Source organism: Jannaschia aquimarina (assembly GCF_000877395.1).
Taxonomy (GTDB): Bacteria; Pseudomonadota; Alphaproteobacteria; order Rhodobacterales; family Rhodobacteraceae; genus Jannaschia; species Jannaschia aquimarina.
On record NZ_JYFE01000050.1, the window covers coordinates 13797 to 26796 of the forward strand.

The 13000-nt window shown below is 69.9% G+C and carries 17 protein-coding genes; 8 read left to right on the forward strand and 9 right to left on the reverse strand.

Annotation, left to right across the window (positions count from 1 at the left end; translation table 11 throughout):
• Positions 1-12 precede the first annotated feature (12 nt).
• Positions 13-1266: a DNA polymerase IV gene (locus jaqu_RS13945; RefSeq protein ID WP_043919614.1), complete on the reverse strand. Its 1254-nt coding sequence runs from the start codon at positions 1264-1266 to the stop codon at positions 13-15.
• 77 nt (positions 1267-1343) lie between these two features.
• Between jaqu_RS13945 and jaqu_RS13950 the strand changes: the two genes are divergently transcribed.
• The 5 genes from jaqu_RS13950 to jaqu_RS21675 all read left to right on the forward strand — a co-directional run bounded on the left by jaqu_RS13950 (position 1344) and on the right by jaqu_RS21675 (position 3553).
• Positions 1344-1616 (forward strand): hypothetical protein, encoded by a 273-nt coding sequence (locus tag jaqu_RS13950; protein WP_043919615.1) that lies wholly within the window; start codon positions 1344-1346, stop codon positions 1614-1616.
• A gap of 198 nt (positions 1617-1814) precedes the next feature.
• Complete coding sequence (locus jaqu_RS13955; RefSeq protein ID WP_043919616.1) at positions 1815-2708, forward strand: SPFH domain-containing protein; 894 nt, start codon at positions 1815-1817, stop codon at positions 2706-2708.
• On the forward strand, positions 2705-2998 hold the full coding sequence (locus jaqu_RS13960; protein ID WP_043919617.1) for an NfeD family protein: 294 nt from the start codon (positions 2705-2707) through the stop codon (positions 2996-2998). Before jaqu_RS13955 ends, jaqu_RS13960 begins: the two co-directional genes overlap by 4 nt.
• 151 nt (positions 2999-3149) lie before the next feature.
• Positions 3150-3392: a hypothetical protein gene (locus jaqu_RS13965; RefSeq protein ID WP_043919618.1), complete on the forward strand. Its 243-nt coding sequence runs from the start codon at positions 3150-3152 to the stop codon at positions 3390-3392.
• Complete coding sequence (locus jaqu_RS21675) at positions 3389-3553, forward strand: hypothetical protein (RefSeq protein WP_161793873.1); 165 nt, start codon at positions 3389-3391, stop codon at positions 3551-3553. The genes jaqu_RS13965 and jaqu_RS21675 overlap by 4 nt, the downstream gene beginning before the upstream one ends.
• On the opposite strand, the gene pyrF is transcribed toward jaqu_RS21675, so the two are convergent.
• From pyrF to tsaD, 8 genes are all read right to left on the reverse strand, one after another.
• Entirely contained in the window at positions 3550-4254 is a 705-nt protein-coding gene (pyrF, locus tag jaqu_RS13970) for an orotidine-5'-phosphate decarboxylase (RefSeq protein WP_043919619.1), read from the reverse strand. The two genes, jaqu_RS21675 and pyrF, sit on opposite strands and share 4 nt — an antisense overlap.
• Before the next feature lie 75 nt (positions 4255-4329).
• Positions 4330-5493 (reverse strand): calcium-binding protein, encoded by a 1164-nt coding sequence (locus jaqu_RS20740; protein WP_052500977.1) that lies wholly within the window; start codon positions 5491-5493, stop codon positions 4330-4332.
• A 39-nt stretch (positions 5494-5532) separates the two neighbouring features.
• Positions 5533-6096 (reverse strand): calcium-binding protein, encoded by a 564-nt coding sequence (locus jaqu_RS20745; RefSeq protein ID WP_052500978.1) that lies wholly within the window; start codon positions 6094-6096, stop codon positions 5533-5535.
• A gap of 137 nt (positions 6097-6233) precedes the next feature.
• A complete protein-coding gene (locus jaqu_RS13980; RefSeq protein ID WP_043919620.1) occupies positions 6234-6422 on the reverse strand; it encodes a hypothetical protein in 189 nt (62 codons plus the stop codon).
• A gap of 61 nt (positions 6423-6483) precedes the next feature.
• Positions 6484-6909 carry an EVE domain-containing protein gene (locus tag jaqu_RS13985; RefSeq protein WP_043919621.1) on the reverse strand — a complete coding sequence of 142 codons (426 nt, stop codon included), beginning with the start codon at positions 6907-6909 and terminating at the stop codon, positions 6484-6486.
• A complete protein-coding gene (locus jaqu_RS13990; protein WP_392387220.1) occupies positions 6906-7190 on the reverse strand; it encodes a YciI family protein in 285 nt (94 codons plus the stop codon). Before jaqu_RS13990 ends, jaqu_RS13985 begins: the two co-directional genes overlap by 4 nt.
• Positions 7187-8137 carry an NAD(P)H-dependent glycerol-3-phosphate dehydrogenase gene (locus jaqu_RS13995; RefSeq protein WP_043919623.1) on the reverse strand — a complete coding sequence of 317 codons (951 nt, stop codon included), beginning with the start codon at positions 8135-8137 and terminating at the stop codon, positions 7187-7189. The genes jaqu_RS13990 and jaqu_RS13995 overlap by 4 nt, the downstream gene beginning before the upstream one ends.
• Positions 8134-9201: a tRNA (adenosine(37)-N6)-threonylcarbamoyltransferase complex transferase subunit TsaD gene (tsaD, locus tag jaqu_RS14000; protein ID WP_043919624.1), complete on the reverse strand. Its 1068-nt coding sequence runs from the start codon at positions 9199-9201 to the stop codon at positions 8134-8136. Before tsaD ends, jaqu_RS13995 begins: the two co-directional genes overlap by 4 nt.
• Positions 9202-9229: 28 nt before the next feature.
• Between tsaD and jaqu_RS14005 the strand changes: the two genes are divergently transcribed.
• The 3 genes from jaqu_RS14005 to jaqu_RS14015 all read left to right on the forward strand — a co-directional run bounded on the left by jaqu_RS14005 (position 9230) and on the right by jaqu_RS14015 (position 12986).
• Positions 9230-9892, forward strand: a complete 663-nt coding sequence (locus jaqu_RS14005; RefSeq protein ID WP_043919625.1) for a uroporphyrinogen-III synthase — start codon at positions 9230-9232, stop codon at positions 9890-9892.
• A gap of 69 nt (positions 9893-9961) precedes the next feature.
• Positions 9962-11371, forward strand: a complete 1410-nt coding sequence (locus jaqu_RS14010; RefSeq protein ID WP_043919626.1) for a COG4223 family protein — start codon at positions 9962-9964, stop codon at positions 11369-11371.
• A 10-nt stretch (positions 11372-11381) separates the two neighbouring features.
• Positions 11382-12986, forward strand: a complete 1605-nt coding sequence (locus jaqu_RS14015) for a heme biosynthesis protein HemY (protein ID WP_084629856.1) — start codon at positions 11382-11384, stop codon at positions 12984-12986.
• Positions 12987-13000: the final 14 nt, after the last annotated feature.

A 13000-nucleotide genomic window follows, 5' to 3' on the forward strand; every position in this document is an offset into this window, starting at 1 on the left:
CCTCGCAAGGCCTCAGCGCAGGGCGCGCCCCTTGATGATGGCGTCGGTTCCGAAGCGGTCGCGGATCGCATCGGTCGCGCGTTCAGCCGCCGCGCGGCGTTCCGAGCCCGGGTCCAGCAGGTCGCCCGCCCGGTCGGCCAGCTCGGCCGGGGCCAGATCGGACAGGCCCACCCCGATCAGGCGCACGTCGCCGGTGCGTCCGAACGCATCCAGAAGGCCGCGCGCCGTGCGATAGATCCGGTCGCCCATCTGCGTGGGCTCCGACAGCGCGACGCGGCGGGTCACGAGGGTGAAATCCGCCCGCTTGAGTTTCAGCGTCACGGTGCGGCCGGCGAGCTCCTTGGCCTTGGCGCGGTCGCTGACCTGCTCGGACAGGCGCCAGAGATGGCCGTCTAGGATGTCGGCGTCGGAGGTGTTCTCGCGGAAGGTCGTCTCCTTGGAGATCGATTTGGGCCGCCGGTCACGCTTGACGGGGCGGTTGTCCCGGCCTCGGGCCAGATGCCAGAGCCGGTCGCCCATGGACCCGAAGCGCGCGCCCAGATCCTTTCGGTCCCAGCGCTTGAGATCGGCGATGGTACGGATGCCCGCCCGCTCCAGCGAGGCCTGCCCGGCCACGCCGACGCCCCAGATGATGCCGACGGGTTTGGCTTCGAGAAACGCTTCGGTCTCGGCCCGGCCGATCACCGAGAAACCGCGCGGCTTGTCGAGATCCGAGGCGATCTTGGCCAGGAACTTGTTGTGGCTGAGCCCCACGGAGCCGGTGATGCCGAGCTCGTCCTGCATCCGCCGGGTGAGGCGGGCCAGCATGACGGCGGGCGGGGCACCGTGCAGCTTTTCGGTGCCGGTAAGGTCGAGAAAGGCCTCATCGAGGGACAGCGGCTCGATGGCGGGGGTCAGATCCTCCATCATGGTGCGGATCTTGCGCGAAACCTCGACATAGAGGGACATGCGGCCCTTGATGATCACCGCGTCGGGGCAGAGCTGCAGCGCCTTGAACATCGGCATGGCCGAGCGCACGCCGCGGATGCGGGCGACATAGCAGCAGGTCGAGACCACGCCCCGCCGCCCGCCGCCGATGATGACCGGCTTGTCGGCCAGATCGGGGCGGTCGCGCTTTTCCACGCTGGCGTAGAAGGCGTCGCAATCCATGTGGGCGATCGACAGGTCGAACAGTTCGGGATGGGCGGTGACGCGCGGCGACCGGCAGGGGGGGCAGCGGGCCCCGTCGGCGAAGGTGGTCAGGCAGGCACGGCAGAGCGACGGCATGGGGTCAGTCTACGCCCCCCGGCGGGCGGACGGAACGGGGTGCGGCAAGGCGGCGTTCCCCATCCGAGGAGGAAGCCATGGCCCGTGAAGAAGATACCTACCGCCCGGAGACCGAAGCAGAACGGCGTGCCGTCTCGGAAGACGCCGCCCGCGAGGATGCCACCCTGTCGCCCGATGCGCATCCCGAAGCGGCGGCACCCGGACGCGCGTCGCCCGGTCAGGCGACCGAAGCGCCTTCGGGCAGTGCCCATGCCGCCGTCGAGGCGCCCGAGGGCAAGGGCGGCAAGCTGTGGCTGGTCGTCGGCGCGATGATCGCGTTGCTGCTCCTGCTGGCGCTGTTCGTGCTCTGAGAGCTCGACCGGTCGGTTCTGGAATGCGACGCGGCACTGCTTGTGGCGGGACCGGGCCGCCGCACGCTGCCGGTGGCGCCACAATCCCGCCATTCTTGATGCGGGGTCGTCACAGGGGGCGCGCGATTGTGCCGCCCGCTTGTTGTGACGTGATCGAACCGTGCCCACATCCCGTCGGCAACGACAAGGAAGGCACGCATGGACATCCCTCAGGCACTTCTCGACTTCGCGGGCGGTAACGCCGTCCTGATCGCGGTGGCGATCTTCGTCATCGTCTGCGTGATGCTTGGCGTGCGGATCGTTCCGCAATCCGAGAAGTTCGTGGTCGAGCGGTTCGGGCGTCTGAAATCGGTGCTGGGCCCGGGCATCAACATCATCGTGCCCTTCCTCGACAAGGTGGCCCACAAGGTCAGCATCCTCGAACGGCAGCTTCCCAATGCCAGCCAGGACGCGATCACCCGCGACAACGTGCTGGTGAATGTCGAGACCAGCGTCTTCTACCGCATCCTGTCGCCCGAGCGGACGGTCTACCGGATCCGCGACGTGGACGGCGCCATCGCAACCACGGTCGCCGGTATCGTGCGCGCCGAGATCGGCATGATGGAACTGGACGAGGTTCAGTCGAACCGGGCCGAGCTGATCTCGAAGATCAAGGCGCAGGTCGAGGACGCGGTGGACGATTGGGGGATCGAGGTGACCCGCGCCGAGGTGCTGGACGTGAACCTGGATGCCCAGACCCGTGACGCGATGCTGCAGCAGCTCAACGCCGAACGCGCCCGCCGTGCTCAGGTGACCGAGGCCGAGGGCCGCAAGCGGGCGGTCGAGTTGCAGGCCGACGCGGAGCTCTACGCCGCCGAGCAGGAGGCCAAGGCCCGCCGCATCCAGGCCGAGGCCGAAGCCTATGCGACCGAGGTCGTCGCCAAGGCCATCGCCGATCACGGGCTGGAGGCGGCACAGTATCAGGTCGCGCTAAAACAGGTCGAATCGCTGACGGCGCTGGGCAAGTCGGGCGGATCGCAGACGGTGGTCGTGCCGGCCTCCGCGATGGATGCCTTCGGCGAGGCGTTCAAGATGTTCCGGGGTCGCGCTTGATCTGGACCGGATGGTGGGTCTGGGCGGTCGGCTCGGCCGTCCTCATCATTCTCGAAATCCTCGCGCCGGGCTACGTCCTGCTGGGGTTCGGCATCGGCGCGGCGGTGGTCGCGCTGGGCCTTCTGACGGGGATCTTCGACGCCCTGTTCCCGGTGACGGGACAGTACGGCCTGACGGCGCTGTTGCTGATCTGGGGTGTGGCTTCGGGTATTGTCTGGCTGGTGCTGCGCCGGATCTACGGCGCGCCGGGCGGCAGCGTGAAGACCTTCGACGAGGACGTGAACGACTAGGCGCGTTCGGAGCACACCGTTCCGGGGGCCGGCCCGAGAGCCTTGCTGCAGACCCTCGCCGCCCATGCGGGGGAAGAAGAGTGCGGCGGATGACGGAACGTCTGGCCGCCCCCGCCCGTTTTCGCAGTGATCTGAGAAAACGGAGGATGTCATGTCCCAGAGCGATACGAGCGACGGCCAGTCGAGCTCCACTGCACGATACGCCGCATTCGGCGCCCTTTTCGTCGTAGCCCTGTTCGGGGCCTGGTACTTCACGAGCGCGTTCCTGATCGCGCCGACCATCGACGGTCCGGCGGCTGATCAGGTTCAGGGCCTGCCGGCGACCAATGTCGATGAGCTGTCCATCGGCGGAGAGCGACTCGTTCCCAACGCCGCCGAAGAGGTGGCCGAATGACCGTCACGACGCGCAAGGAAACCAAGCCGCTCGACCCGGCCCGACCGCCCGAGCGGTCCCGCCGCGGCGGCTGGGGCATTTGGGTCGGCGTGGCGGTGATCGCGCTGCTCGCGCTGGCCATGCTCGGCTTCTTCGTGGGCGGTGGCGCGGTCGGCGACTAGGGCAGCATCCCAAGGATCGCCCGCGCCGCCGCTGCCGGGTCCGGGGCGGCATGGATCGGGCGGCCCACCACGATGTGGTCGGCCCCCGCCCCGATCGCCTCGGCCGGGGTTGCGACGCGCTTCTGATCCCCCTTGTCGCCGCCCGGGGGACGGACCCCAGGCGTTACAATCAGCTTGCCCGCGGCTTCGGGCAGTGCCCGGACCATGGCCGCCTCCTGCGGGGAGGCTATGACGCCATCGGCTCCGGCCTCGAAGGCCCGACCGGCGCGGGTGGAGACCAGATCCGGTAGGTCGCCCGGAACGATCAGCCCCGCATCCAGGTCCGCCCGGTCGAGCGAAGTCAGGAAGGTGACAGCGAGGATCTTCATTTCGCCCTTCGTCTGGGCGGCGGCGCGGACGACATGCGGATCGCCATGGACAGTCAGGAAGTCGTGGCCGAACTGCGCCAGCCCCCGCACCGCCGCCTCGACCGTCGCGCCGATATCGAAAAGTTTCATGTCCAGGAAGATTCGTTTGCCCTGCTCGTCCTTGAGCTCGTTGGCGAGCGCGAGCCCGCCACCGGTCAGCATGCCAAGCCCGATCTTGTAGAACGACACGGCGTCACCCAGCCGGGAGGCCAGGTCGAGCCCGGCCAGGGCGTTGGGTACGTCGAGCGCGACGATCAGACGGTCATCGGCGGTCTGGTTCTCGGATCCGGTCATGGCGGCACCTCCGTCCCGGGCTTTGGAACGGAGGTGCTCCGGGGTCAAGCGGACCTGCCGAGCCGGGGGACGGCGTCAGGTGACCGCGCTCCCCGAGACGGTACGGACGAGGACATCGGCGGCGTCGATCCGGGCCGCGGCAACCCGCGCCACGGCCTCGCCGCCATAGAGGATCACGCTGTCTTCGCCATCCATCTGCACGGTGACGGGCAGGGTCGCATCCTGTCCTTCGGGAATGCCGATCTCGACGATGTCGGCGCGGCTGCCGGTATTCCAGTCGGTGATCGTGGCCAGACCGTCTTCGGCCACGACGACGCGGAACAGGTCCGATCCGATGCCGCCGGTCATGGTGTCGCCTCCGCCTCCGATCAGGGTATCATCGCCGGCCGCGCCCTCGATCAGGTCCGCGCCGCTGCTGCCCGACGCCCCGGCATAGACGGTCGCGTTGAAGGCGCCCTCCAGCAGGTCGTCGCCGCGCTGGCCGTTCAGATCGTCGTCGCCCGCGCCGCCCACGACCGTGTCGCTGCCGCGGAAGGCGTTGATCTCGTCGTCCCCGTCGCCGCCGTCGATCAGGTCGGCCCCTGCCGTTCCCTCGATCCGGTCGTCGTCTTCACTGCCTGTAAGGACCCGTTCGAATGCCGTCGCATCGGCAAAGCTTTCCAGTTCTTCTGTCGTCACGCGTACGTTCCCTGCTTGGAGTCCCGCGCCCCCTTGGACGACGACGGAGCGGATGCCGTCAATGGAGACGATGGCATCGTCCCCTTCATCGGCAACGGTTATGGCCAACGGATCGTCTCCGTCGAAGGCGATCTCGATGATATCCGTGCCGTCTTCGTAGTCGGCGATGACGGCCGGGCCATTCGTCAGCACGTCGCCCGCCCCGATCTGGATGAGATCGGCGCCGTCGCCGCCGGTCACCACATCCCCGGCACCCGCCAGGATCGAGTCGTCCCCGTCGCCGCCGTCCAGGACGTCGCCCGCGCCGTCCGGGCCGGTCGTCGTGGCCCCGGCGCGCAGCCCGTCGATCAGGTCGTCGCCCGCGCCGCCGTCCAGCGTGTCCTCGCCGGTGCCGCCCAACAGGCCGTCGCTGCCCGCGCCGCCCGACAGGCTGTCATCGCCGCCATTGCCCCGGAGGACGTCGATGCCCTCGCCCCCGTCGAGAGTGTCGTCGCCCGCCTCGGCCGGGTCGATGTCGCGTCCGTCACCGTCGATCGTGTCGTTGCCGGTCCCGCCCAGCAACAGGTCGTCGTCCGCATTGCCGTTGAGCAGATCGTCGTCCTAGCCCCCATCGACGGTATCGTTGCCGGTGCCGCCGGCGAGAATATCCTGTCCGGTCCCGCCGAAGAGGATGTCGTCGTCGTCCCCGCCCCGCAGGAGGTCGTTGCCCGCCTCGCCATCGAGGCTGTCGCTTCCCGCGCCGCCCGAGAGGGTGTCGTCCCCGTCGCCGCCGAAGGCCGTGTCGTCGCCAGCCGGTCCGACGCCGGCGCGGATGTCGTCGTTGCCCGCGCCGCCGCGGATCAGGTCGGACGCCACGCCACCTTCGAGAAGGTCGTCGCCGTCGCCCCCGTCGAGAGTGTCCTCTCCGAAGCCGCCGCGAAGCGTGTCGTCGCCATCGCCGCCCCGCAGGTCGTCGCGGCCTTCGAGGCCGTCGATCTCGTCGTTCCCACCGAGGCCGTCGATCAGGTTCGCCCCGGGACCGCCCTGAAGGTTATCGTCCTCCTGGGTGCCGGCGGCGCGCACGGGATCGTCGTCATCATCGTCGCTGCCGCCGCCTCCTCCGACAAGTGCCAAGAGCGCAAGCATGGGAAGCAGCGCCAGAAGCGCAGCCGAACCTTCGAACATGATGATGTACCCCTTATTCCCCGGGGATCATCTTCGTGATGCCGCGGACGTTTTCAATCGGGGATCAAAGAGACAGGACGTTTCGGGGGGCGAAACGGTGTCGCCGCGAAGCAGATGGATTTTCGCCTTGTTTCGGCTCAGGCGCGGGCGGCGCGGCCCAACGCGTCGAGGGTCCGTTCGAAGGACCATTCTGGGGCGACGGGGGCGGCGACCGGGTAGCGGTCGAGCGATCCTTCCGGAGCGCGCAGGACGGCGATGCCGTGGGCCAAACCCTCCAAGGGGTCCAACCGGACCCGTTCGATGCGGACAAGGCGCTGTCTTGGCATGCCGAACTCCATTCAGGCTTGCACTTGAACGCAGCTTAGGCCGGGTTGGTTCAATTTTCGGTTAAGGCGCCTCGTCCAGACCGCCCATCGCGCAGATCGCGGCCCATTCCGCGTCGGTCACGGGCTGCACCGAAAGGCGGGCCTGACGGACCAGCGCCATGTCCGAGAGGCGCGGGTCGGCCTTGATCTCGGCCAGTGTCACCGGTTGCGGCAAGGGCCGGACCGCCTTGATGTCCACGCAATCCCAGCGCTCGTCGTCGGTGGTGCTGTCGGGGTGGGACGCGGCGATGACCTCGACGATGCCGACTACGGCCTTCTGGTCCTGGCTGTGGTAGAAGAAGCCCAGATCGCCGACCTTCATCTCCCGCATGACGTTGCGCGCCTGATAGTTGCGCACGCCATCCCATTCCTCTCCGGCGTCGCCCTTGGCGACCTGATCGTCCCAGGACCACGTGGACGGTTCGGACTTGAAGAGCCACCGGCTCATTTGTTCACCACGCGGTTCCACGCCTCGATGCGGATATCGGCGAAGAGGCCCGCCTTGGCATAGGGGTCGGCGGCGGCGAAGGCCTCGACATGGGCGCGATCCTCCGTGTCGAAGAGGATCAGGCTGCCGGACATCGCACCGGCCTCGTCCACGAAGGGGCCGGCCTGAAGGACGAACGGATCGGCGTTCAGATGGGCCAGATGCGCCTCTCGGTTGGCTTTGCGGACTTCCAGATGACCGGGCTTGTCGGTGCAGATCAGGGCGTGGAGCATGGGCGTCATTCCGTGGTCAGGTCGCGCGAGAGCAGTGCGTCGATGGCATCCTTCACGCTCGCCTCGCCGGCGACAAGGGCGGCGACGGCGGCGGCGATGGGCATCTCGACGTCGTGGCGCGCCGCGAGGTCCAGCGCGGCTCGGGCGGTGGCCGCCCCTTCGGTCGTGGCGTCGGGCGGCGGCTCGCCTCGCCCCAGCGCCAGGCCGAGGGCGAAGTTGCGCGATTGCGGCGAGGCGCAGGTCAGGGCGAGGTCTCCCAGGCCTGAGAGGCCCGAGAGCGTCTGGGGTGCCGCGCCCAGAGCCGCGGCGAGGCGCGTCATCTCGGCCATGCCCCGCGTCATCAGCGCGGCGCGTGCGCTGTCGCCCAGCCCCGCTCCGATGGCCGCCCCGCAGGCGATGGCGACCACGTTCTTGAGCGCGCCGCCCAGTTCGACGCCGGTCACGTCCGGCGTTCGGTAGAGGCGCAGCGTCGGGGTCGAGAGCGCCGTTTGCAGGGCGATGCAGGCGGCCTCGTCCGCGCAGGCGAGCGACAGCGCGGTGGGCAGCCCCGCGGCGATGTCGGCGGCAAAGGAGGGGCCGGACAGGATCGCGGGGATCGCGCCGGGCAGGCGGTCGCGCAGGATGGCGGTCGGGCCCCGCAAGCTGCCGAGTTCGAGGCCCTTGCAGGCGGCGACGGCATGGCGCGGGTGGAACTGGCCCATCTCGGCGAGTGCGGCGTCCAGCCTCTGCATCGGCAGGGCGAGGATCAGGATCTCCGCCTCGGCCAGATCCGCCGGGTCGGCCGTCGCGCGGACGGCATCGGGCAGCGTGGCGGCGGGCAGGCGCGGAGTGCTGCGGTCGCGCTGCGCCGTCTCCATCGCGGCGGTGTCCCGCCCCCAGAGGGTCACCGGACCCTGCCGCCCCCAGGCGCAGGCAAGGCCCGTCCCGAAGGCCCCGGCACCGAGGATGCCGATCACGCCTTCGCCCCCCGCTTGCCAGAGCCCAGCATGGGCGCCGCACTCTCGTCGAGCGGCCAGCGGGGGCGGGCGGCCAGCGTCAGGTCGTCGGTCAGGCCGAGGAAGAGGCGCTCCGCCCCCGCCCAGGCGATCATCGCGGCGTTGTCGGTGCACAGCGCCAATGGCGGGGCGAGGAAGGGGATGCCAGCTCGGTCGGCGACGTCCTGCAGGGCCTCGCGGATGGCCCCGTTCGCCGCCACACCGCCAGCCACGGCGAAGGCGGTCGCATCGGGGCAGGCGGCCAACGCGCGGCGCGCTTTTTCGGCCAGCACGTCGCGCACGGCGGATTGAAAACTCGCGCAGAGATCGGCGCGGATGCTCTCCCGCAAGCCGCCGTCGCGGTCGACGGCGTCGTCGCGGGCGCGCAGCACGGCGGTCTTGAGGCCCGAGAAGGACAGGTCGCAGCCGGGACGGTCCATCAGCGGGCGGGGCAGGGCGATGGTGGGTCGGCCCTGTTCCGCGCAGGTCTCGACCGACGGCCCGCCGGGCTGGGGCAGGGCCAGAAGACGGGCCACCTTGTCGAAAGCCTCGCCCGGCGCGTCGTCGATGGTGCCGCCCAGACGGACGAAGCTGTCCGGGCCGTCCACGCGCAGGAACTGGCAATGCCCGCCCGAGACGAGCAGCATGAGGTAGGGAAAGGCCACGTCGTCGGTCAGGCGCGGCGTCAGCGCGTGTCCGGCCAGGTGGTTCACGCCGATCAGGGGCTTGCCGGTGGCGGCGGCCAGGCCCTTGGCGCACATCACGCCGGCCAGCACGCCGCCGATCAGGCCGGGACCCGCAGTGACGGCGATCGCGTCGATCTGCGACAGGTCACGGCCGGCCTCGTCCAAGGCACGCTCGACGGCGATGTCGATCTTTTCGGCATGGGCGCGGGCGGCGATCTCCGGGACGACGCCGCCGAAAGCCGCGTGCAGGTCGTCCTGGCGCAGCACGACGTTCGACAGGATTGTCCGGCCGTGCAGGATTGCGGCGGCCGTGTCGTCGCAGGAGGATTCCAGCCCGAGCATCGTTGGGACTTGCGCCATCGCCTCGACCTATGCCCCGGTGCGGGCCATGTCCACGCCGCCCGTCCTGCTGACCCGACCGCTCGCGCAGTCCGAGGCGTTCGCCGCCCGGCTGGGGATGGATTGCGTGATCTCTCCGCTGCTCGAAATCGTCTTCACGGGGCGTGCCCCCGAGGCGGAGGCGTTGATCGCCACCTCGGCGAACGGCGTCGCGGCCTGGATTGCGGCGGGCGGGGCGACAGGTTTGCCGGTCTGGTGCGTCGGGCCGGGCACCGCACGCGCGGCGCGGGAGGCCGGGCTGCGTGTCGTCGGCATGTCGCGCAATGCAACCTACCTGGCCGAGGATATGCCGGACGGTCAGCCGCCGCTGACGCATGTCCGCGGGGCGCATGTGGCGACGGATCTGGCAGGAGCGCTTCGCGTGCGCGGCATGCAGGTCGCCGAAGCGGTGCTCTACGAGGCGCAGGCGCGCCCGCTTTCGGACGCGGCGCGGACGCTGGCGCGGGCCGGTCCAGTGGTGGTGCCGGTCTTTTCGCCCCGGTCGGCTCGCCTCTTGGGCAACGAATGGCCCGCCGATGCGTTGTCGAACCTGAGGGCCGTCGCCATCAGCGAAGCGGCCGCCGAGGGCCTGCCCGTCTCGCCCGCCGCCATCGCCGACCGACCGGACGGAGAAGCGATGGTGTCTGCCGTGCTCGGGACGATCGGCGGTTGAGAGGCGGGGACGGCTGGTCTAGTTTCGGTTGATGCCGCAATCCAAGCGCGGCGGGGCGGAGGACGACGAGTGGCGCGCAAGAAGACATCGCGGACGACCAGACCGGCCGGAGATTACGCCGGGCCCTCCGACCAAGCCCCGGAGGCCGAGACCGGGACGGAGGCCAAGCCGATCGGCGTCGACGACGCTGAGATCGAGGCATCCCCCAAGCAGATCGACCCGGCGCTGGACAATGATGCCGGGTCCGAGAGGGTCGAACCGATCGGTGTCGATGAGGCCGAGATCGCGGCCTCTCCGTCTCTGGTCGATCCCGCCCTGGACGAGACGGCGGCCGGAAAGGCCGCAGCCGACGCGCGGGAGGAGCTGCCAGAGGGGGAGGCCGGGTCCAGACAGTCGAGCGACGCTGGTGGAGATACGGTTCCTGCTGCAACGGGTGAGAGCCGGGAAGGGAACGTAGCCCCTGCCGAAGTCGCCGCGCCTGCCGCCACGCCGCCGCCGCAGGTCATTGAAAAGCGCGGGCCGGGCTTCTTCGCTCTGCTGCTTGGGGGGCTGCTTGCCGGGGGCATCGGCTATGCCGTCGCGACCTTCGGTGTGCCGCGCGTGGAGGAGGCCGCGGTCGACGCCGCGCGTGTCGAGACGCTGGAAGGCGAGGTCGCGGCCCTGCGGTCCGATCTGTCTGGCATGGGCGATCTGCCCGCTGCCGGCGTCGATCTGGCACCGCTCCAGACCAGCCTGGCCGAGTTGGAGGACCGGGTCGCCACGTTGGAGAGCCGGCCCGCCGCACCCGCCACGGCCGAGGGCGACGCCACTCCCGCCGCACCCGCGCCATCAGCCCCGACCCCGGATCTCGCCCCGCTTCAGGATCGCATCGCGTCGGTCGAAGAGGGGGTGTCGTCTACCGGAAACCAGGTCGCGGATCTGGCCACGCGGATCGACACCGCCGAGGCCGACCTTGCGGGCCGGATCACCGCGCTTGAAGCGCGGATCGCGGATCTGTCCGAAGGCGCCGACGACGCCGCAGCGCTGGCCCGCGAGACGGCGCAGAACCAGTTGAGCCTGGCCGTCGAGACCGGCGCCCCCTTTGCCGAGCAGGCCGAGATGCTGGGTGACTTGCCCGAGCCGCTGACCGCGGCCGCGGCCGAAGGGGTCCCCACCGTCTCCGATCTGGCCGTCGCGTTCCCGCCGCTGGCGCGCGAAGCCTTGCGCGCCGCCCGGACCGAAGGTGGCGGCGAGGCGGGCCTGCAAGGGATCGCCCGATCCCTGCTGGGCGCCCGCAGCCTCGAGCCACGGGAGGGGGATGACCCCGATGCCGTGCTGAGCCGGGCGGAAGCCGCCGTGCGCGCGGGCGATCTGTCGGCCGCCCTGTCCGAAATCGCCGCGCTGCCCGAAAGCGCCCGTGCCGTGCTATCGGATTGGACGTCACGCGCCGAAACCCGCATCGAGGCGGAAGCCGCGCTGCAAGACTACCTCGAGGGATAAGGATCGCTTAATGCTCTGGTCGCTCTTCAAGATCCTGGTCTTCGTCGCCGCCGTGGTGGCCCTCGCTTTCGGGGCCCGTTGGCTCCTGTCGGTATCGGGCGAGGTGCTGATCACCTTCGCCGGTAGCGAATACGTCCTGTCCCCGATCATGGTGATCCTCGGACTCCTGGTGCTGATGCTGGCGCTGTGGATCGTCTTCAAGCTGGTCGGCCTGCTGATCAGCGTCCTGCGCTTCATCAACGGCGACGACACCGCGATCAGCCGGTATTTCGACCGCAACCGGGAGCGGAAGGGCTACGAGGCGTTGTCGGAAAGCCTGATCGCGCTGGCCTCGGGCGAATCGCGCGAGGCGGCGGCAAAGGCGCAAAAGGCGGAGAAGTATCTTCAGAAGCCCGAGGTGACGGACGTGCTGGTCGCGCAGGCGGCCGAAGCCGCCGGAGAGCGCCAGACCGCGACCGATGCCTACAAGCGGCTGGTGACGCGAGATCGGACCCGGTTCGTCGGGGTGCGGGGCCTGATGCGCCAGAAGCTGGAAGAGGGCGACACGGCGACGGCGATGAAGCTGGCCGAGAAGGCCTTTGCCCTGAAGCCGCGCCATGTCGAAACGCAGGACACGCTGCTCCGCCTTCAGGCCCGTGACGAGAATTGGGAGGGCGCGCGCAAGGTCCTGTCGGCCAAGCTGAAATCGGGCGCCCTGCCCAAGGACGTCTACAAGCGCCGTGAAGCCGTGCTGAGCCTTGCCGATGCCCGCGAGGCGCTGGCCAAGGGCGAAGCGTCCAAGGCGCGGGCCGAAGCGCTGGAGGCAAACAGGCTGTCGCCGGAGCTGATCCCCGCCGCCGTGCTGGCCGCGCGGATGCATATCGAGAGCGGCGAAAAGCGACGCGCGACGAAGGTGCTCAAGGCCGCCTGGCAGAAGACACACCATCCCGACCTCGCTGCGGCCTTCGCGGATATCGAACCGGGGGAGACGCCCAGTGCTCGAATCAAGCGGTTCGAGCCGTTCCTGAAGCTGGATCCGGAGGCACCGGAAAGCCGTCTGCTGAATGCCGAATTGCATCTCGCCGCCGAGGATTTTCCCGGTGCCCGTCGTGCGCTCGGCAAGCTGGCGGAGACACACCCGACGGCGCGCAGTCTGTCGCTGATGGCCGCGATCGAACGCGGCGAGGGCGCGTCCGAGGCGATCGTGCGGGGCTGGCTCGCCAAGGCATTGGGGGCCTCGCGTGGGCCGCAATGGGTCTGCGACAATTGCGGGACCGTGCATGGGTCATGGGTTCCCGTCTGCACGAGTTGCGAGGCCTTCGACAGCCTGTCCTGGACCGAGCCGCGCCAGTCGGAGACCACGGTCGAGGCCCTGCCGTCGGAGGTGGTGCCGTTGCTTGTCGGTCCCTCGCGCAACGAGGTGGTCGCGCCGGTGCCACCCTCCGCCGTGGCGGAGCACGATCCCTCACCCGAGCCCGCCCCACCGGAGCCTGTCGTCGACGCCGAGCCGGCGCCGGACGAAAAGCGCAAGGTAAGTGTCGAGGATGCCGACGAGGTCGTCACCCTGCCTGCCGGCGAGAGCCCGCCCGCGCCTCAGGACGAAGCTCCGACCACGGGCGGTACGTCGCGGATGTAGGCCGGCGGCGTCGG